The sequence below is a fragment of the Falsiroseomonas sp. genome (genome assembly GCF_051860665.1).
GTDB lineage: Bacteria > Pseudomonadota > Alphaproteobacteria > Acetobacterales > Acetobacteraceae > Falsiroseomonas.
Genome location: NZ_JBHYDM010000004.1, coordinates 194,101 through 212,092, shown reverse-complemented (window position 1 = coordinate 212,092; position 17,992 = coordinate 194,101). Strand labels below are relative to the sequence as shown.

Here is a 17,992-nt window from a genome sequence, read left to right as displayed (position 1 = left end):
GTGGCGACAGACTAGGTGGTCCCGCGCAGCTTCGCGAGTTCCTCCGCCGCCACATCCGGCCGTACCTGGCGGCGGGCGACCAGTACCGCGGCCAGCTTCTCCACCTCCGCCCCGGTGGCACCGGCCGCGATGGCCACGTTGTGCGCGTGCAGCGCCATATGGCCCTGCTGGATGCCCACCGTCGCCAGCGCCTTGATGGCCCCGAAATTCTGCGCCAGCCCCACCGCGGCGATGATCCGCGCGAGCTCGGCGGCGGAGCTGACGCCCAGAATCTTCAGGCAGGCCTGCGCCGTCGGGTGGATCTTCGTCGCGCCGCCGACCAGGCCCACGGGCAGCGGCATCTCCAGCATGCCGGCCAGCGAGCCATCCGCCGTCACCTCCCAGGTGGTGAGGCTGGTGTAGCGGCCGTCGCGCGCGGCATAGGCATGCGCGCCGGCCTCCACCGCGCGGGTGTCGTTGCCGGTGGCCAGCACCACGGCGGAGACGCCGTTCATGATGCCCTTGTTGTGCGTGGCGGCGCGATAGGGATCGGCCTCCGCGAAGTGGTAGGCGGCGATCATGCCATCGCGCACCGCCGCGCCACCGATCGCCTCCACCGACCACACGGCACGGGCACGCGCCAGCCGGCGATCCGCCAGGTTGGACAGGATGCGCAGGAAGACCTTGCCGCCGGTCCAGTTCTCGATCGAGGGCGCCAGCGTTTCCGCCATGGTGTTGACGGTATTCGCGCCCATCGCGTCGCGCGTATCGATGATGAGATGCGTCACCACCATCGTGCCGCCCTTGGAGGGCACGAGGCGCACTTCGAGGTCGCGAAAGCCGCCGCCGAGCTTCACCAGCATGGGATCGCAGCCGTCGCAGATCGCCGCGATCTCCGCCCGGTGCTCCAGGATCTTCAGCCGTGCATTGCCGGGATCGCTGATGCCCACGAGCTGCACCTGCGCGATCATCAGGTTGCCGGACAGCGAGGTGACGAAGCCGCCGCTGTCGTAGCATTGCCGCGCGGAGTTGCAGACGGCGGCGACGACGGAGGATTCCTCCGTCGCCATCGGCACCAGCACGTCCCGCCCATCCACCTTCATATTGGTCGCGACGCCCACCGGGATGGCGATGGTCGCCACCGCATTCTCGATCATGTGGTCGGCGAGATGCGCATCGATATTGCCGGCGCGGCGCAGCTGCTGCGTCGCCGCGTCATCCAGCCCCGCGAAGGCCGAGACCGCCGCCAGGCGTTCCTCCATCGTCATGCGGTGGAAGCCGGAGATGCGGGAGGTGAGGTTGCTCAGGGACATGGTCCGGTCCTGTGGGAGGGCAGTGGAGGTGGAAGGCGCGGACCTCACTCCAGGCGGATGCCGGCCTCGCGGATCAGGTTGCCCCAGCGGGTGGTATCCTCCGCCAAGGTGCGGCGCAGGGTCTCGGCATCGCCGGAGAGCAGCTCCACGCCCTGCTCCGCCAGGCGGGCACGGTTGGCGGGATCCTCGGTCGCGGCCCGCAGCGCCGCGCCGGCGCGCTCGATCACCGCGGCCGGCGTGCCGGCGGGGGCGAAGAGGCCCTGCCAGAAGAAGACCTCGAAGCCCGGGATCGTCTCGTTGATCGGGGGCAGGTTGGGATAATCGGCCAGCCGCGTCGGCGCGGTGACGGAAAGCCCGCGCGTGACGCCGTCGCGCAGCGTCGGCGCGGCTTCCTGCGGGGCCTGGAACATGGCGTGGACGCGGCCGGCCCGCAGGTCCAGCGCCGCCGGCGCACCGCCGCGATAGGGCACGTGCACGATATCGATGCCGGTGCGGGCCTTGAACAGCTCCAGGCACAGATGGCTGACGGCGCCGGTGCCCGGGGAGGCGAAGAGCACCTTGCCCGGATTGGCCCTGGCGTAGTCGACCAGTTCCGCCGTCGTGCGGACCGGAAGCGATTCATGCACATGCAGGATGAAGGGCGTGCGGAAGACCATGCCGATCGGGTCGAGTTCACGGCCCGGGTCTCGCGGCGTCAGGGTGGGCTGCAGGGTCGTGTTGATGGCGAGGGTCGTGGTGCCCATCACCAGCGTGTAGCCGTCCGGCCGGGCGCGGGCGACGTAAGTGGCGGCGACGGAGGTGGCGGCGCCGGGCCGGTTCTCCACCACCACGGGCACGCCGAATTCCCGCGCCATGCGGTCCGATACCGCGCGGGAGGCGAGGTCCGTGACGCCGCCGGGGGGATAGCCCTCCACCACCGTCACCGCACGGTTCGGCCAGGCGCCCTGCGCCAGCGCCGGCCAGGATGAGGCAAGGGCCGGCAGGCCGAGGCCGGCGGCAAGAATGGTGCGGCGTGGCATGGTTCGTTGCATGGACGTCCCTCCTGAGACCTTGTCGTTGTCCCATGAGTGTCCCACCACGCGGCCGTGCAGAAGGGACAGTCCGACCGATTCTTGCTGGGACAGCGCGCGGGGGTAGACGCTGCCTACGCTCCGTCGCAAGCCGTCAGTCGATGGAAAGCCGGAGTGCCTGGACGACCTCCGCCCAGCGCCGGATCTCGTCCGCGACATAGCGGCCCGCCTCCGCGCGCGTCCCCCCGATGGGGTCGAAACCGGTCGCGGCCAGCTGGGCGAGGAAGGCCGGCTGGGCCAGCAGGCGGCCGATATCGGCGTTGACACGCTCGAGTATCCCGTCCGGCACCGCCGCCGGGAACAGCAGGCATACCCAGGTCAGATCCACGATGGAGCCGAAGCCCGTCTCGGTGACCGTCGGGACCTCGGGCAGGGCCGGAACCCGCGCGGCGCTGGTGACGGCAAGGCCGCGGGCCCGCCCGCCTTGCACCATCTGGATGGCCGCCGGAAGCGCGACGCTGGTCAGATCGATCTGGCCGCCGAGCAGTGCCGTCATCGCCGGGCCGGCACCGGCATAGGGGATGTGCTGGGCTTCGACGCCGGCGACACGCTTCAGCAGGTTCTCCGCCGAGAGGTGCGGGGTCGAGCCGACGCCGGCGGAGCCGAAGTTCACCGGGCGCCGTCGCCCGAGCGCGACAAGATCGCCGAGCGTCCGGATCTCGCTCTCCGCGCGCACTGCGAAAAGATTGGCCGTCCCGGCCACCAGCGCGGCGACGGCGAAGTCGGCCGGCCGATAGCCCGCATTCCTGGACAGGCTCGGATTCACGGCGAAGGCGCTGGTCGTGACCAGGGCCGTGTAGCCGTCGGCGGCGGCACGACCGACCGCCTGCGCCGCCACATTGCCGCCCGCGCCGCCGCGATTCTCGACGAGCACCGGATGCGGCCAGAGCTCCCGCAGGGCATGGGCCAGCAGCCTTGCGATGATGTCGGCCGGACCGCCGGGGGCGAAGGCGACGACGAAGCGCACGGGCCGGTCGGGCCAGCTGCCCTGCGCCCAGGTGGTTCCGAGCGCAGGCACCGCGAGTGCGGCGCCCAGAACCGGCCGACGCCCGATCACGCGCTGCTTCCGCCGCAGCGCACCAGCCCCGCCCTCTCGGCCCGGATATGCGCGGCCAGCTCGGCGCGCGTGCCGGTCCAGACATCCGGGCTCGCCTTGACGATCCGCATGATCTCGTCGAAGACCCAGGCCCCGGCGGGCCGGCCGTAGACATGCGTGTGGATCGTCACATCCAGCACCGCCGGCCGCGTCTCGCGTTCGCGCAGGGCCGCGAAGGCGTCCTGGAACTGCTCAAGCATGGCACGCGCATTGTTCCCGTAGCGGATCGCGCTCGGCAGGTCGTTCACATCCATGATCAGCGGGATCCCGACGATCTCCGCGCCGCCCGCCTCGACGGCAAGGTGCGGCAGATCGTCGTCGTTGCAGTCGCCATGATGCGTGTAGCCGGCCTCCGCGAGGAGGCGGACATGGATCGGGCTCCCGGTCCCGCGGGGGCTGATCCAGCCGATCGGAGCCGCGCCGGTGACGTCGGAAATCAGGCCCGTGGTGCGGCGGATATTCTCGCGCTGGCCGGCCTCGTCGAGATAGACCGGGATCACGTCCATGCCGTAGGAATGCGCGACGATCTCGTGGCCGCCCTGGTGGATCGCGCGGATCGTCTCCGGCCAATGCTCGGCGAGAACGCCATTCGTCATGACGCTCGTCTTCACGCCGTTCCTGGCCGCGATCTCGAGCGCGCGCCAGATGCCACGCACGGCACCGTACATGCCCCACGACGCCGCGTTCGCGTCGTAGAAGCCGGGCTTGAGCGGGTTTCCCATCGGGCCGATGCCCGGCACCTGGCCGGGTGACCAGCCCTCATAGGCGATGTTGAACACGATGCCGACGCGCGCCCCGCCCGGGAAGCGGTACGCCTCGGTCGGGCGCCAGATCGTCGTCGCCTGTCCTGCTGCCGGTTCCATCCTGTCCTCCTTCATGATTCAGCCGGCAGGTCAGCCGGCGACGATGGGATTGCGCGGCGTCCCGATGCCGCGCGCGCGCTCAGCTCATGCCGAGAAGACCGTAGATATGGCGGGAGTAGGCGCCGAAGGCCTCGCTGGTCTTGAGCTCCAGCGTGCGGCGCGGCGGGAGATCGATCGGGATATCCGCGGCCATGCGCGCCGGGCCCGCGGTGAGGACGACGACGCGCTGCCCCAGGAAGACCGCCTCGCCGATCCCGTGCGTCACGAGCACGATGGTCTTGCCGCTCTTCTCCCAGATGCGCAGCAGCTCGACGTTCATCCGTTCCCGTGTCAGGGCATCGAGTGCGCCGAAGGGCTCGTCCATCAGCACGAGCTTCGGATCGTGCACCAGCGCGCGCGCGATCGCGACGCGCTGCTGCATGCCGCCCGACAGCTCATAAGGATACTTGCGCTCGGCCTGCAGCAGGCCGACGAGATCGAGCAGGTCGCGCGCGCGCTCACGGCTTTCGCGCAGCGGCAGGCCCAGGATCTCGGCCGGCAGCATCACGTTCTCGACCACCCGCCGCCATTTCAGCAGCAGCGGCTGCTGAAAGGCGATGCCGACGTCGCGGCCGGGCGTGAAGGGGTTGCCCGGCCCGCCGATGGATACGATGGAGCCCTCGTCCGCGGTCAGCAGGCCCGCAAGGATCCTCAGCAGCGTGCTCTTGCCGCAACCCGAGGGGCCGACCAGGGAGACGAACTCACCGGCCCGCACGTCGAAGCTGGCGTCCGACAGCGCCTTGAAGGCGGTGGCGTCGCGCACGAAGGTCTTGGCGACGTTGCGCAGCGTGATGAAGGGCGCGGCCTGTGCCGCCTGTCCATGCGCGGGTTCAGCCGACGCGTGCATCGCGCACCACCACCAGCGCCTCGAGCGCCGAAACGAGACCGTAGAGGATGATTCCGATCAGGCTGATCAGCAGCACGGCCATCATCATCGCCGCCGTGTCGAGCCGGACCTGCACCTGCAGCATCAGGTAGCCGAGCCCGAGCTCGGAGCCGATGAACTCGCCCACGATCGCACCGGCAACCGCCAGGACCGAACCCACCTTCATGCCGGAGAACAGATAGGGAAGCGCGCCGGGCAACTGGATCTTGAGGAAGACCTGCCAGCGGGTGGCGTGGATGGCGCGCACCAGCTCAAGCAGCTCGGGCTCGGTCTCCCGCAAGCCGCGGAGGGTGGTCAGCAGGATCGGGAAGAAGGCGATGGCGAAGGCGATCACGATATTGGTCACGATGCCGTAGCTCATCCAGACGATGACAAGCGGGCCGAGCGCGACCTTGGGGATCATGTTGAACGTGATCAGCAGCGGCATGAGCAGCGTGAGGCCGAGCCTGCTCCAGGTGAAGAGCAGCGCGAAGAGCACGCCGAGCACCGTCGCCAGCAGGAAGCCGCCGATGATCTCGATCGCCGTGACGGCGGTGTTGGTCCACCAGTCGTAGCGGGCATTCCCCAGCGTCGCGAAGGTGGCCGCTGGCGAGGGCAGGATGAAGGCGGGCACGCGGCCGATCTCCACCGCGAGGTGCCACGCCATCACGGCCAGCAGGTGGGCGAGCACCGCGATGCCCGCCATCCGAAGCGTCTTCGACGGCATCGTGGGGCCTCAGTTTGCGCGCCGCGCCGGCAGCCGCATCGTGGTGTCGAGCAGCGCGTTCGTCGCGACCGCCTCCGCCTCGAAGGGGCGCTGGAGCTCGAAGGTCTCCCGCACCACGGCAAGGTCGGCGCGCACGCGCTCCGGCACGAACCAGCCGAAGGCCTGGCTGCGGAAGGCCTCGTCGTCGAACAGCGCGGAGACGGTCAGGTTCCAGTTCTGGACCTCCTCCTCCGGCTTGATCCCGGAGACGGCCGCCGCCATGGCCGCGACGCAGGGCTGGGGCGTGGCGACGCAGTGCAGATAGGCCCGCTGCGTCACGCGCACCACGGCGCGCGCGACATCCGCCTTCTCGCGCAGGAAGCGGTCATTGGCGATCAGGCTGTTGCCGTAGAGATTGAGCCCGAGCGAGCGCCAGGATGCGAAGCCGAGATCGGCGCCGACCTCGCGTTCCATGATGTAGTGGTAGTTGTAGAAGAAGGTCGTGCCTTCGACCTGGCGGGAGAGCAGCGCGGCCGGCTTGGCGGCGGGATTGATGTTCACCCAGGTCACCGCGTTCGGGTCCATGCCCATCCGCCGCGCGATGGCAGGCCACATCACCCGCGCCGCATCGCCAGGCGGATTGCCGAGGCGCCGCCCCGCGAAGTCGCGCACCGAGTTGATGCCGGAGGAGCGCAGCCAGTAGAAGCCCTGCGGCGAGTTGGCGAAGATGTTCATCACCGCCGCGATGTCCGCGCCCGCGCCGCGCGCCACCATGACCGAGCCGAGGTCGGAGATCCCCATCTCCGCGCCGGCGCCGACCCGCGCGGCGGAGGCGCCGGAGCCGCGCGCGATCTCGAGCCGGACATCGGCGCCGGCGGCGCGGTACCAGCCCTGCTGGATCGCGTAGTAGAGCGGCGCATGGTCGCCCGAAGGCGTCCAGTTCAGCACGAGGGTGACGCGATCCTGCGCCGCGACGGGCTGGGCGATCTGCATACCGACCACGGCGACGGCGGCCGCAAGCCACTTCCTCATGACATGTCCCTCCATTTGGCGGCTTGGTGCCGCTTGCTCGATCGTGGCCGTGTCCGGCGGTTCAATTAAGTAGTTAGTCAATCTATTCACGCGCCGCGGGCGCGGTCAAGCGCCTCGGTCAGCGGGGAAGGCGTCGCGCGCCGTCGTCACCGTGCCGCAGATAGGTCAGGACGACATCCACGATGTGCCGCCGCCTGCGCTCGCGGCGCGTGCGCGCGCTCAGATCGGTCCTGAGGATGACGCCGAGCGTGTGGCGGTTCGAGAGATAGAAGTAGGAAAGGCCGGTGATGGTGATGAAGAGCTCCTGGGCATCCACTTCGGCGCGGAACACGCCCTGCTCCCGCCCACGCACCAGCTGGCGCTCGATGAGCGCCAGGAGCGGATCATAGAGGTGCGCGATCCGCTGCGAATCGCGGATATGCTCCGCGTGGTGGATGTTCTCGGTGGAGAGAAGCCGGATGACGTCGTCCGAGGCGACGAAGAGGTCGAAGGTCGCCTCGGTCAGCCGGCGGATGGCCTCTTCCGGGCTCAGCTCCTCCAGTTCCAGGTCACCGTGGTGGGAACGGACATCCCCGTAGACTTCCTCCATGACTGCGACGAACAGTCGCTCCTTGGAGCCGAAGTAGTGGTAGAGGAGGTTCGGGTTCACGCCCGCGGCGCGGACGATGCTCTCGGTGCGGGCGCCTGCGAATCCCTTCTCCGCGAATTCGATGCGGGCGCATGCCAGGATGCGCCGCTGTGTCTCGCCAGGGACGCGCGCCGGCTGCGCCTCCGCCGAGCGCGTGCCCGGCCTGGCTGCCGCCGCGTCGGCGCCCGGCCCGCCGTCGGCCTTCCTGCGGCCGCGCCGCTTGGTTGAATCTGGCTGCATGCCGCTTGTCTATTCCCGCTTACGTCCCGTCGCGCAAGTCGCGCCGCCCTATAGGCTTGACCGAGTTCGGGTTGCCTGGCTAGAAATTTGACTAACCACTTAATCAAGCCGCACCGCGCCGCCCAGGCGACAGGCGGAGGAAAGCGTCATGCCGCGCCATCGCCCGAACCATCCGCCGATCGTGCCGCCCCGCCCGAAGGCCGGGCACGGCCGATGAGCCTCTCCCGCCCCCCCCGCCGGCGCGAGGATGCACGCCTTTTGACCGGCCGCGGCGTCTTCGCCGACGATATCGACCTGGCGGGCCAGGCCCATGCGGTGTTCGTGCGCTCCCCCTTCGCGCACGGCCTGCTGCGCGGGATCGAGACCGAGGAGGCAGGCACGGCGCCCGGCGTGCTCGGCGTGTTCACCGCCGCCGACCTGCTCGCCGCGGGGATCGGCCCGATCCCCTACCTGCCGATGCCGGGCTTCAACATGCCGACGCCCAACGAGGCGCCGCGTCCGGCGCTCGCACACGGGCGGGTGCGGCATGTCGGTGAGCCCGTGGCGCTCGTCGTGGCCGAGACCCGCGCCCAGGCGGAGGATGCGGCGGAACTCGTGCGCCCGGATATCGAGCCGCTGCCTGCGGCGGTGGACACCGCCGCGGCCGTCGCGCCCGGCGCGCCGCGTGTCTGGGATGCCGCGCCTGACAATATCGGCCTGACCTGGCACGGCGGGGATGCGGCGGCCGTGGCGGCCGCCTTTGCCCGCGCCGCCCATGTCACGCGGCTGCGCCTGGTGAACAACCGGGTGATCGCGAACCCGATCGAGCCGCGCACCGCGATCGCCTCCTTCGATCCCGCGACCGAGGCCTGGAGCCTGATCTGTGCGAGCCAAGGCGTGCAGTACATGCTGCGCGTGCTCGCAGAGCACACCTTCAAGGTCCCTCGGGAGCGGATGCTCGTCTTCACGCACGACGTTGGCGGCGCCTTCGGCGTGAAGGAACAGCCCTACCCCGAGGACATCGCCATCCTGCACGCGGCGCGCGCGCTCGGCCGTCCGGTGAAATGGCGCGGAACCCGCGCCGAGCATCTTCTGTCCGACAATCATGGCCGTGACGCGGTGATGGAGGCCGAGCTGGCGCTCGACGAGGCCGGTCACTTCCTGGGCGTCCGGCTCAGCGTGCTGGACGCGATGGGCGCCTACTACTCGGTGCACGGCCCCTATGTCACCATTCGCAACACCACCAATGGCCTGCCGCTCGTCTACCGGACACCGGCGATCGACGTGACCGTGCGGCTGGTCTTCACCAACACCGCCTCGACAGGCCCCTATCGTGGTGCGGGGCGCGAGGCGGCGGCCCTTGTCATGGAAAGCCTGGTGGACGCCGCTGCGCGCGAGACGGGGCGCGACCCGGTCGCGTTGCGCCGCCAGAACCTGATCCCGGCCTCCGCCATGCCCTACCGGTCCCCCGCCGGGCGGTTGTACGACAGCGGCGATTTCGAGGCGGTCCTGGACAAGGCGCTGGCTCTGGCGGACTGGGACGCCTTCCCGGCCCGCGAGGCCGCCGCGCGGGCCGCGGGACGCCTGCGCGGGCGCGGCCTCTGCTGCTTCCTCGAATGCGTCGGCGGCCTGCTTTATGAGAGCGCAGAGATCCGCTTCGCCGAGGATGGCGGCATAGACCTGGTCGTCGCCACCCAGTCGAGCGGCCAGGGGCACGAGACCAGTTTCGCCCAACTCGTCTCGGGACGCCTGGGTGTTCCGCTGGACCTCGTGCGGCTGCGGCAGGGCGACAGCCGCGATGTGCCCCGCGGCCTGGCCTCGATAGCCTCGCGCTCGCTGCTGATGGCCGGCTCGGCCCTGGCGCTGTCGTGCGAGCAGGTCCTGAGGAAGGCGCGCGCCCTCGCCGCGCACAATCTCGAGGTGGCAGAGGCCGACCTCCATTTCGAAGCCGGCCATTTCCAGGTGGTCGGCACCGATCGCCGTATCGGCCTGCTGGACCTCGCGCGCTGGCTGCACGAGCGGCCGGGGATCCCGGACGACTTGCCGGCGAAACTCGATTCGACCGGCGACTTCGACGCCGAGGATCTGAACTTCCCCAATGGCTGCCACATTTGCGAGGTCGAGATCGACCCCGACACGGGGGCGATCACGGTGGATCGATATGTCGCGGTGGACGATGTCGGCGTGGTCATCAATGCGGACATCGTGCACGGCCAGGTGCAGGGCGGGATTGCGCAGGGCCTGGGCCAGGCGATTGCGGAGCGCATCGTCTATGACCTCGACGGGCAGCTGCTGTCGGGCTCGTTCATGGACTACGCGATGCCGCGCGCATCCGATCTGCCGCCGATGCAGGTGGCGCTGCACGAGGTTCCTGCCCGCAGCAATCCGCTCGGCGTGAAGGGCGCGGGCGAGTCCGGCGTTACGGGCTCGCTCGCCGCGGTATCGAACGCCGTCGCCGACGCGCTTGCGCGAGCTGGCGTGGCAGGGCGCGTCGACCTGCCGGCCACTGCCGAACAGGTCTGGCGGGCACTGCGCCGCTCAGCGTGCTGATGGCGGTTGGCGCTTGCCAGCCAGACGACCGGGGCCGGGGCCATGACGGGCGCAAGGGCCTTGCTGCATCGCGTGTCGATCCCGTCGGGCAGGCGCGCCAGCGGGAGGTCCGGTTACTGGACCACGTCCCGAAAGGTCAGCACTGGCCACGGTGCGATCTCCCCGGGATTCACGGGGCGCAGCTTCCCGCCTCGGCTGTGGTCCCTCTTCCCAGGCCTCGACAAGCTCCAGCCGCCTGAGAACCGGGCGGATGTCCTTGGAGAGCCGCGCAGGGATACGGAAGACGCCGGACGTCGGATGGGCTGCGACGGGCGGTCGGCAGGACCGGCCTGGTGTCACCCGGCTATAGCACCGAGCAACCGCAAGGTCCTTGAGGTGCCTAGATCCTTCGCAAGATCAAATGCTTATGGCCGATCTGGCGGAGAGGGTGGGATTCGAACCCACGGTAGGCTTGCACCTACTTCGGTTTTCGAGACCGACGCGATCGACCACTCCGCCACCTCTCCGCAGGCGGTGGCGCCCTATAATCATCGCGGCGGTCGCGCGCAACCCGGGGCATGTCGGCGCGGCGTTGACTCATCCACAGGCGGCCCGCTATACGCTGCGCCCTCCGGCCACTCAGGTTCCAATAGCCTGGGGATGCTGGTGGTCAGTCCTGACCAAATCACCCAAACTCGTCCGGGCGAACCCGCCCAGCAGCACCGGACCTCCGAAAGCCCGAGCGCGAACATGACCTATGCAGTGATCCGCACCGGCGGCAAGCAGTACCGCGTCACCCCCGATGCCGTGCTGACCGTCGAGAAGCTCGAGGCCGAGCCCGGCGCCACCATCACCTTCCACGATGTCCTGGCCCTCGGCACGGATGCCGGCCTGACGCTCGGCGCGCCGACCGTCCCGGGCGCCACCGTCACCGCGGTGGTCGAAGGCCAGACGCGCGGCGACAAGGTGCTGATCTTCAAGAAGCGCCGCCGCAAGAACAGCCGCCGCAAGAACGGGCATCGCCAGATGCAGACCGTTCTCCGCATCTCCGCGATCGCCGCGGCCTGATCCGCTAGCGACAGAAAGGGACCCCCACCATGGCACACAAAAAGGCCGGCGGTTCGTCGCGCAACGGTCGCGACTCGGCTGGCAAGCGCCTCGGCGTCAAGCGCTCGGACGGCCAGTTCGTCCAGGCCGGCAATATCATCGTCACCCAGCGCGGCACCAAGATGCGCCCGGGCAACAACGTGATCGTCGGCCGCACGCATTCCCTGCATGCCATCGTCGATGGCCATGTGAAGTTCGAGCGCAAGGCCGAGGGTCGCGTGCAGGTCTCGATCACGCCCATGGCCGTCGCGGCCGAATAGGCGGATCCTCCGGATCGCGTGTTTGGACGGGGGCCCTTGGGCCCCCGTTTGCGTTTCCGCGCTGGGGCCGCGAGGCCCCCATTCGCGTTTCCGGACACCGGACATAAACCCATGAAATTCCTCGACGAAGCCAAGGTCCATGTGAAGGCGGGTGACGGCGGCGATGGCGTCATCGCCTTCCGGCGCGAGAAGTACATCGAATTCGGCGGCCCCGATGGCGGCAATGGCGGCAAGGGCGGCGATGTCATCATCGAGGCCGTGGACGGCCTGAACACGCTGATCGACTACCGCTACGCCCAGCACTTCAAGTCCCGCAAGGGCGGCAATGGCGCCGGCCAGGACCGCACCGGCGCGGGCTCCGACGACGTCATCATGAAGGTGCCGGTCGGCACGCAGATCCTGGACGAGGACAAGGAGACGCTGCTGGCGGACCTGACCGAGGTCGGCCAGCGCGTGGTGATCGCCAAGGGTGGCGATGGCGGCCATGGCAACGCCACCTTCAAATCCGCCACCAACCGCTCCCCCCGCCGCGCCGACAAGGGCTGGCCGGGCGAGGAACGGTCGATCTGGCTGCGGCTGAAGCTGATCGCCGACAGCGGGTTGCTCGGCCTCCCGAATGCGGGGAAATCCACCTTCCTGGCCGCCGTCTCCGCCGCGCGGCCGAAGGTGGCGGACTATCCATTCACCACGCTGCACCCACAGCTTGGCGTGGTGCGGCTGAACCCGGATGGCACACCCTCACGCGACGGCTCGCTGGAATTCGTCCTGGCCGATATCCCCGGCCTGATCGAGGGCGCGCATGAAGGCGCCGGCCTCGGCACGCGCTTCCTCGGCCATGTCGAGCGTTGCGCGGTGCTGCTGCACCTGGTGGATGGCACCGCCGCCGACCCCGCGGCGGCCTATCGCACCATTCGCGAGGAACTGGCTGGCTATGGCGGCGGCCTGGCCGACAAGCCGGAGGTGGTGGCGCTGAACAAGTCGGATGCCATGACGCCGCAGGCCACCGCCTCCCGCCTCAAGGCCCTGTCCAAGGCGGCCGGCAAGCCGGCGCTGCTGGTCTCCGGCGCCACCGGGGCCGGCGTGAAGCAGGTGCTCTACACGCTGTACCAGCAGATCCTGGCCCATCGCCAAGCCTGAGACCCGCCATGCTGCCCTCCCTCGCCACCGCCCGCCGTATCGTCGTGAAGATCGGCTCCGCCCTTGTGGTGGACAATGCCACCGCCACGCCGCGCGCCGCCTGGCTGGCCGGCGTGGCGCAGGATGTGGCGGCGCTCAGGGCGCGGGGGGCGGAGGTCATCCTGGTCTCCTCCGGCGCCATCGCGCTGGCGCGCCATGCGCTGGGCCTGACGCGCAAGAAGACGCTGCGGCTGGAGGAGAAGCAGGCCGCGGCCGCCGTCGGCCAGATCCGCCTGGCCGGCGCCTGGGCCGATGCGCTCTCGGCCGTGCAGCTCAATGCGGCGCAGCTGCTGCTGACGCTGGAGGATAGCGAGGACCGCCGCCGCTACCTGAATGCGCGTGCCACGCTGAACACGCTGCTGGCGCTCGGCTGCATCCCCGTCATCAACGAGAACGACACCGTCGCCACCGCGGAAATCCGCTTCGGCGACAATGACCGCCTGGCCGCCCGGGTGGCGGAGATGGTGGAGGCGGATGCGCTGGTGCTGCTGTCGGACATCGACGGCCTCTACACCGCCGACCCGCGCCGCGATCCCGCCGCCGCGCATATCCCCGTGGTGGAGCACATCACGGAGGAGATCATGGCCATGGGGGGCGAGCCGCCGCCCGGCTATTCCTCCGGCGGCATGCGCACCAAGCTGATCGCCGCGCGCATCGCCACGGGCGCCGGCTGCGCCATGGCGATCGCACTCGGCGCGCGGGACCGGCCTTTGCAGGCGATGGAACAGGGCGCGCCCGCCACCTGGTTCCTGCCCGAGGGCGAGGGCCGCTCCGCCCGCAAGCGCTGGATCGCCGGCAGCCTGGCGCCGCTCGGCGTGCTGGTGGTGGATGCCGGCGCGGCCCGCGCCCTGGCGCGCGGATCGTCCCTGCTGCCCGCCGGCGTGCGCGCCGTCGAAGGCCGCTTCGAGCGCGGCGACCCGGTTTCCGTGCGCGACGAATCCGGCCAGGTGCTGGCCCGCGGCCTTGTGGCCTATGACTCTGGCGACGCCGCCCGCATCGCCGGCCATCGCAGCGAGGAACTCGAAAAGATCCTCGGCTGGCGCGGGCGGGACGAGATCATCCACCGCGACGACCTGGTGCTGCTGGCCCTGGCCGGCTGAGGTTTTTGGGCCGGGGCGGGGATTTGCCGGCTCGGGTGGGATGCGCGCAGGATACCACCCTCCCCAGGCCGAAGGTCCCGCCGATGCGCCGCACCCTGCCCCTTGCCGCCCTGCTGCTGCCGCTGCTCGCAGCCCCCGCGCTTGCCCAGACCACGCTGCGCATCGGCATCGGCGCGGACCCAGCCGTGCTCGACCCCGCGCAGTCCGGCAGTTTCGTCGAACGCGTGGTCTTCGCCGCCCTCTGCGACAAGCTGGTGGATGTCGGGCCGGACCTGCAGTTCCGGCCGGAGCTCGCCACAGCCTGGGAATGGGCGGCGGATGGCCGCGCGCTGACGCTGACCCTGCGCGAAGGTGCCCGCTTCCAGGATGGCGCGCCGATCGACGCGGCGGCGGTGAAGGCGAACCTCGACCGCTACCGCACCGCCCGCGAAAGCCGCCGGCGCACCGAGCTGCAGCAGGTCTCGGACGTGCAGACGCCGGATGCCCGCACCGTGCGGCTGGTGCTGTCCGAGCCCTTCGCCCCGCTGCTCTCGGTGCTGTCCGACCGCGCCGGCATGATGCTTTCGCCGGCCGTGCTGCCGATGGCCGAGCGCATCGGCGAGAACCCGGTCTGCTCCGGCCCCTTCATGCTGACCCGGCGCATCGCGCAGGACCGCATCGAGATGCAAAAGTTCGCCGGCCACTGGAATGCCGCGAATATCCATGCGGACCGGCTGATCTTCCTGCCGATCCCCGACAACAATGTCCGCCTGCTGAACCTGCGCGCCGGCCAGCTCGACCTGATCGAGCGCGTGGCGCCGGTGGACCTGCCCTCGGTCGAGCGCGACCAGCGGCTGCGGCTGGTGGCCGGTGATTCCATCGCCTACCAGACGCTCAGCATCAATCTCGGCAACGGCCCGCTGGCGCAGCGCCCGCTCGGCGCCGATGCGCGCGTGCGCGAAGCCTTCGAGCGCAGCATCGACCGCGCCATCATCAACCAGGTGGCGCTGGAGGGCCGCTTCGCCGCCAACAACCAGCCGGAGGCACCCGGCACGCCCTACCATTTTCCCGAGCTCGCCCCATCGCCGCGCGACCCGGCGCGCGCCCGGGCGCTGCTGCGGGAGGCGGGGCATGAGCGTGTCGCCTTCACGCTGAAGGTGCCGAACCAGCCCGTGGAATCGCAGGTGGCGCAGATCATCCAGTCCATGGCGGCAGAAGGCGGCTTCGACATCCGCATCGAGGTCCTGGAATCCAGCGCCATGGTCGCGGCGACCCAGCGCGGCGACTACGAGGCGGCGATCGCCATCTGGTCCGGCCGGCCGGATCCGGACGGCAATATCAGCTTCTGGCTGGCCTCGAACGGCTTTCTCAACTGGGGCCGCTACGCCAATCCGCGCGTCGATGCGCTCTTCGCCGAGGCGCGGCAGGTGACGGAGACGCCACGCCGCCAGGCGCTTTACCGGGAGGCGGCGACCCTCTGGATGGCCGATCGCCCGCACCTGATGCTGTACCACCACCGCTGGTTCTGGGCGATGCGCCGCGGGGTGGAGGGTTTCGTGCCCAGCCCGGACGGAATCATCCGCTTCGCGGGCCTGCGGGTGGGCCGGTAGCGCATGAAAAAGGGGCGGCCCCTGCGGACCGCCCCCTTCTCAAGAAGCCTGGCTGGACTTCAGCCCCGGAAGCCGGTCGCCGTGCGCGGCGTGGCATCGGCGGAGGGCACCCAGACGGTGCGCTGGCTCTCGCCCGAGCCCACCGTCACCGGCACCAGGCCCTGGCGGCCCTGCTGCACGAAGCTGCTGTCCGTATGGCGGATATGCACGCTGCCATTCGGCTCCTCGGTCACCGTCACGGCACCGCCGCCGACGATGTTGCGGGCCGGGCCGGGGCCATAGACCACCTCGGCATTCTCGCCGGAGCCGACCACCTGCGGGAAATAGCTGTTCTCGGCGATGGTCTGGGCGAAGGCCGGGGCGGCCAGGGACACGGTGGCGGCGGCCAGGGCCGCGGTGGCGATGCGATTGAAGCGGGTCATTTCGATCTTCCTATCTGCTTGGGCCCTCATGGCCCCCTCTTCGGGCGCGGCCCCATGGCCGCCGCCCGTCTTGTCTGTCTTCGGTTCCGGCTGGGTTCAGCCACCGGCGCCGGAGAAGCCGCCCGCCAGGCCGGTGGTCGGCGCAAGGCCGGCCGGCACCCAGGCGGTGGTGGCATTCTCGCCGCTGCCGACGGTCACCGGCACCAGGCCGGCCGGGCCGCGCTGGGCATAGCTGTCGTCGGTATGCGTCACGCGCCAGCGGCCATCATGGCCGGTTGCGATGGCCACGGCGCCACCGCCCAGGATGTTCCGTGGAGTGGCCGGGCCATATTCCACGGAAGCATTCTCACCAGTCCCCACCACGCGGGGGAAAGAAACATCATTGGCCAGCGCCGGCACGGCGAAGCTCAGGGCTCCGGCGGCGAACAGCGCACTGGCCATGCGATTGATGCGGGTCATAATCCTATCCTCAACTCGTCTCTGCCGGGGCATCCTCTTTGTCTTGAAGTGCGGCGGCGTTGACGGGGAGATAGTCCCCCTGATCATTTCCCTCCAATCGCGAGGCCGCATCGCCGCCATAAGGCAGAATGATGACACGCGGGCGTGAGGAGCCTTGCGCCGCCCCCTGTTACAACCACCTCCCGCCTCGGTAACCGACTGTGCTTCCCTCCCCGCCGGGCGCGCGCTACCTCTCGGGGCAGGAGATATCGCCATGAACGCCCTGTCCGACGAGGTTGCCCGCCTGCTCGAGACTGCTGCCCACGCCGCCCGCGAGGCCGCGCGCAGCCTCGCCACGGCGCCGCGACCGCAGCGGGATGCGGCGCTGATGGCCGCCGCCGCCGCGCTGCGCGCGCGCGCGGACCTGGTGCTGGCGGCGAATGCCGAGGACCTGGCCGCCGCCCCCGACCTCTCCCCCGCCTTCCGCGACCGACTGGCGCTGACGCCGGCGCGGGTGGAGGCGATGGCCCGGGCGGTGGAGGAGGTGGCGGCGCTGCCCGACCCGGTCGGCCGCGTGCTGTCCGAATGGACCCGCCCGAACGGGCTGGTGATCCGCCGCGTGGCGCAGCCGCTCGGCGTCATCGGCATGATCTACGAAAGCCGCCCGAATGTCGGTGCCGATGCCGCGGCGCTCTGCCTGAAGGCGGGCAGCGCCGTGATCCTGCGCGGCGGCAAGGAATCGCTGCGCAGCGCGGCGGCGATCCATGGCTGCATGGTGGAGGGCCTGCGCGCCGCCGGCCTGCCGGAAGCCGCGGTGCAGGTGGCGCCCACCGCCGACCGCGCCTTCGTCGCTGCCATGCTGCGCGCCGCCGGGCTGATCGACCTGATCATCCCGCGCGGCGGCAAGGGACTGGTGCAGCGGGTGCAGGAGGAGGCGCGCGTGCCGGTCCTCGCCCATGCCGAGGGCCTGTGTCACACCTATATCCACGCCGCCGCCGACCCCGGGATGGCGCGCAGCCTGCTGGCCAATGCGAAGATGCGCCGCACCGGCGTCTGCGGCGCCACCGAGACGCTGCTGATCGATGCCGCCATCGCCCCCGCCTTGCTGCCGCTGCTGGTGGACGACCTGCGCGCGCTGGGCTGCGATTTCCGCGCCGATGACCGCGCCCGCGCCATCCTGCCGGAGCTGCCGGCGGCGACGGAGGCGGATTTCGCCACCGAATGGCTGGACTCCATCCTGTCCGTGAAGGTCGTCGATGGCGTCGATCAGGCGCTGGAGCACATCGCCCGCTTCGGCAGCGAGCATACCGAGGCGATCGTCACCGAGGATGCCGCGGTGGCCACATATTTTCTCAACCAGCTCGCCTCCGCCGTTGGCATGTGGAACGCCTCGACCCAGTTCTGCGACGGCGGCGAATTCGGCTTCGGGGCGGAGATCGGCATCGCCACCGGGCGGCTGCATGCGCGCGGCCCGGTGGGGCCGGAGCAGCTGTGCACCTTCCGCTACCAGGTGATCGGAACCGGCCAGACGCGGCCCTGAGGCCGCGCCCGGCTGACGAAG

Annotated in this window: 17 protein-coding genes and 1 tRNA gene; 7 read left to right on the top strand and 11 right to left on the bottom strand. The window is 70.3% G+C overall.

Annotated elements, in window-relative coordinates; translation table 11 throughout:
• Positions 1-11: 11 nt before the first annotated feature.
• The 8 genes from ACTIF1_RS06110 to ACTIF1_RS06075 form a co-directional block, all read right to left on the bottom strand.
• Positions 12-1,292 carry a hydroxymethylglutaryl-CoA reductase, degradative gene (locus tag ACTIF1_RS06110; RefSeq protein ID WP_439595496.1) on the bottom strand — a complete coding sequence of 427 codons (1,281 nt, stop codon included), beginning with the start codon at positions 1,290-1,292 and terminating at the stop codon, positions 12-14.
• Between the two features lie 44 nt (positions 1,293-1,336).
• A complete protein-coding gene (locus ACTIF1_RS06105; RefSeq protein WP_439595495.1) occupies positions 1,337-2,323 on the bottom strand; it encodes a Bug family tripartite tricarboxylate transporter substrate binding protein in 987 nt (328 codons plus the stop codon).
• A 133-nt stretch (positions 2,324-2,456) separates the two neighbouring features.
• Complete coding sequence (locus ACTIF1_RS06100) at positions 2,457-3,419, bottom strand: tripartite tricarboxylate transporter substrate-binding protein (protein WP_439595494.1); 963 nt, start codon at positions 3,417-3,419, stop codon at positions 2,457-2,459.
• A complete protein-coding gene (locus tag ACTIF1_RS06095; protein ID WP_439595493.1) occupies positions 3,416-4,321 on the bottom strand; it encodes a polysaccharide deacetylase family protein in 906 nt (301 codons plus the stop codon). The genes ACTIF1_RS06100 and ACTIF1_RS06095 overlap by 4 nt, the downstream gene beginning before the upstream one ends.
• A 79-nt stretch (positions 4,322-4,400) precedes the next feature.
• Complete coding sequence (locus ACTIF1_RS06090) at positions 4,401-5,207, bottom strand: ABC transporter ATP-binding protein (protein ID WP_439595492.1); 807 nt, start codon at positions 5,205-5,207, stop codon at positions 4,401-4,403.
• A complete protein-coding gene (locus tag ACTIF1_RS06085) occupies positions 5,191-5,952 on the bottom strand; it encodes an ABC transporter permease (RefSeq protein ID WP_439595491.1) in 762 nt (253 codons plus the stop codon). The genes ACTIF1_RS06090 and ACTIF1_RS06085 overlap by 17 nt, the downstream gene beginning before the upstream one ends.
• 9 nt (positions 5,953-5,961) lie before the next feature.
• Positions 5,962-6,963: an ABC transporter substrate-binding protein gene (locus ACTIF1_RS06080; RefSeq protein WP_439595490.1), complete on the bottom strand. Its 1,002-nt coding sequence runs from the start codon at positions 6,961-6,963 to the stop codon at positions 5,962-5,964.
• A 118-nt stretch (positions 6,964-7,081) separates the two neighbouring features.
• Complete coding sequence (locus ACTIF1_RS06075) at positions 7,082-7,831, bottom strand: TetR/AcrR family transcriptional regulator (RefSeq protein WP_439595489.1); 750 nt, start codon at positions 7,829-7,831, stop codon at positions 7,082-7,084.
• A gap of 213 nt (positions 7,832-8,044) precedes the next feature.
• Here ACTIF1_RS06075 and ACTIF1_RS06070 point away from each other — a divergent pair, with 213 nt between their 5' ends.
• The gene (locus ACTIF1_RS06070) at positions 8,045-10,360 is read left to right on the top strand and encodes a xanthine dehydrogenase family protein molybdopterin-binding subunit (RefSeq protein ID WP_439595488.1); all 2,316 of its coding nucleotides are present in this window, start codon (positions 8,045-8,047) and stop codon (positions 10,358-10,360) included.
• A 416-nt stretch (positions 10,361-10,776) separates the two neighbouring features.
• On the opposite strand, the gene ACTIF1_RS06065 is transcribed toward ACTIF1_RS06070, so the two are convergent.
• Positions 10,777-10,866 (bottom strand) — tRNA-Ser (locus ACTIF1_RS06065).
• Positions 10,867-11,089: 223 nt separating this feature from the next.
• Here ACTIF1_RS06065 and rplU point away from each other — a divergent pair.
• The 5 genes from rplU (at position 11,090) to ACTIF1_RS06040 (ending at position 15,571) form a co-directional block, all read left to right on the top strand.
• Positions 11,090-11,407 (top strand): 50S ribosomal protein L21, encoded by a 318-nt coding sequence (gene rplU, locus ACTIF1_RS06060; RefSeq protein WP_439595487.1) that lies wholly within the window; start codon positions 11,090-11,092, stop codon positions 11,405-11,407.
• A 29-nt stretch (positions 11,408-11,436) separates the two neighbouring features.
• A complete protein-coding gene (rpmA, locus tag ACTIF1_RS06055) occupies positions 11,437-11,706 on the top strand; it encodes a 50S ribosomal protein L27 (protein ID WP_216835343.1) in 270 nt (89 codons plus the stop codon).
• Positions 11,707-11,817: 111 nt separating this feature from the next.
• Positions 11,818-12,843: a GTPase ObgE gene (gene obgE, locus ACTIF1_RS06050; RefSeq protein ID WP_439595486.1), complete on the top strand. Its 1,026-nt coding sequence runs from the start codon at positions 11,818-11,820 to the stop codon at positions 12,841-12,843.
• A gap of 8 nt (positions 12,844-12,851) precedes the next feature.
• Positions 12,852-13,982 (top strand): glutamate 5-kinase, encoded by a 1,131-nt coding sequence (proB, locus tag ACTIF1_RS06045; protein ID WP_439595485.1) that lies wholly within the window; start codon positions 12,852-12,854, stop codon positions 13,980-13,982.
• Between the two features lie 83 nt (positions 13,983-14,065).
• On the top strand, positions 14,066-15,571 hold the full coding sequence (locus ACTIF1_RS06040; protein WP_439595484.1) for an ABC transporter substrate-binding protein: 1,506 nt from the start codon (positions 14,066-14,068) through the stop codon (positions 15,569-15,571).
• Between the two features lie 59 nt (positions 15,572-15,630).
• On the opposite strand, the gene ACTIF1_RS06035 is transcribed toward ACTIF1_RS06040, so the two are convergent.
• Together ACTIF1_RS06035 and ACTIF1_RS06030 are read right to left on the bottom strand one after the other, a co-directional pair.
• A complete protein-coding gene (locus ACTIF1_RS06035) occupies positions 15,631-15,993 on the bottom strand; it encodes a hypothetical protein (protein WP_439595483.1) in 363 nt (120 codons plus the stop codon).
• A 96-nt stretch (positions 15,994-16,089) separates the two neighbouring features.
• A complete protein-coding gene (locus ACTIF1_RS06030) occupies positions 16,090-16,452 on the bottom strand; it encodes a hypothetical protein (protein WP_439595482.1) in 363 nt (120 codons plus the stop codon).
• Positions 16,453-16,705: 253 nt separating this feature from the next.
• Between ACTIF1_RS06030 and ACTIF1_RS06025 the strand changes: the two genes are divergently transcribed.
• Entirely contained in the window at positions 16,706-17,971 is a 1,266-nt protein-coding gene (locus ACTIF1_RS06025) for a glutamate-5-semialdehyde dehydrogenase (RefSeq protein WP_439595481.1), read from the top strand.
• Positions 17,972-17,992: the final 21 nt, after the last annotated feature.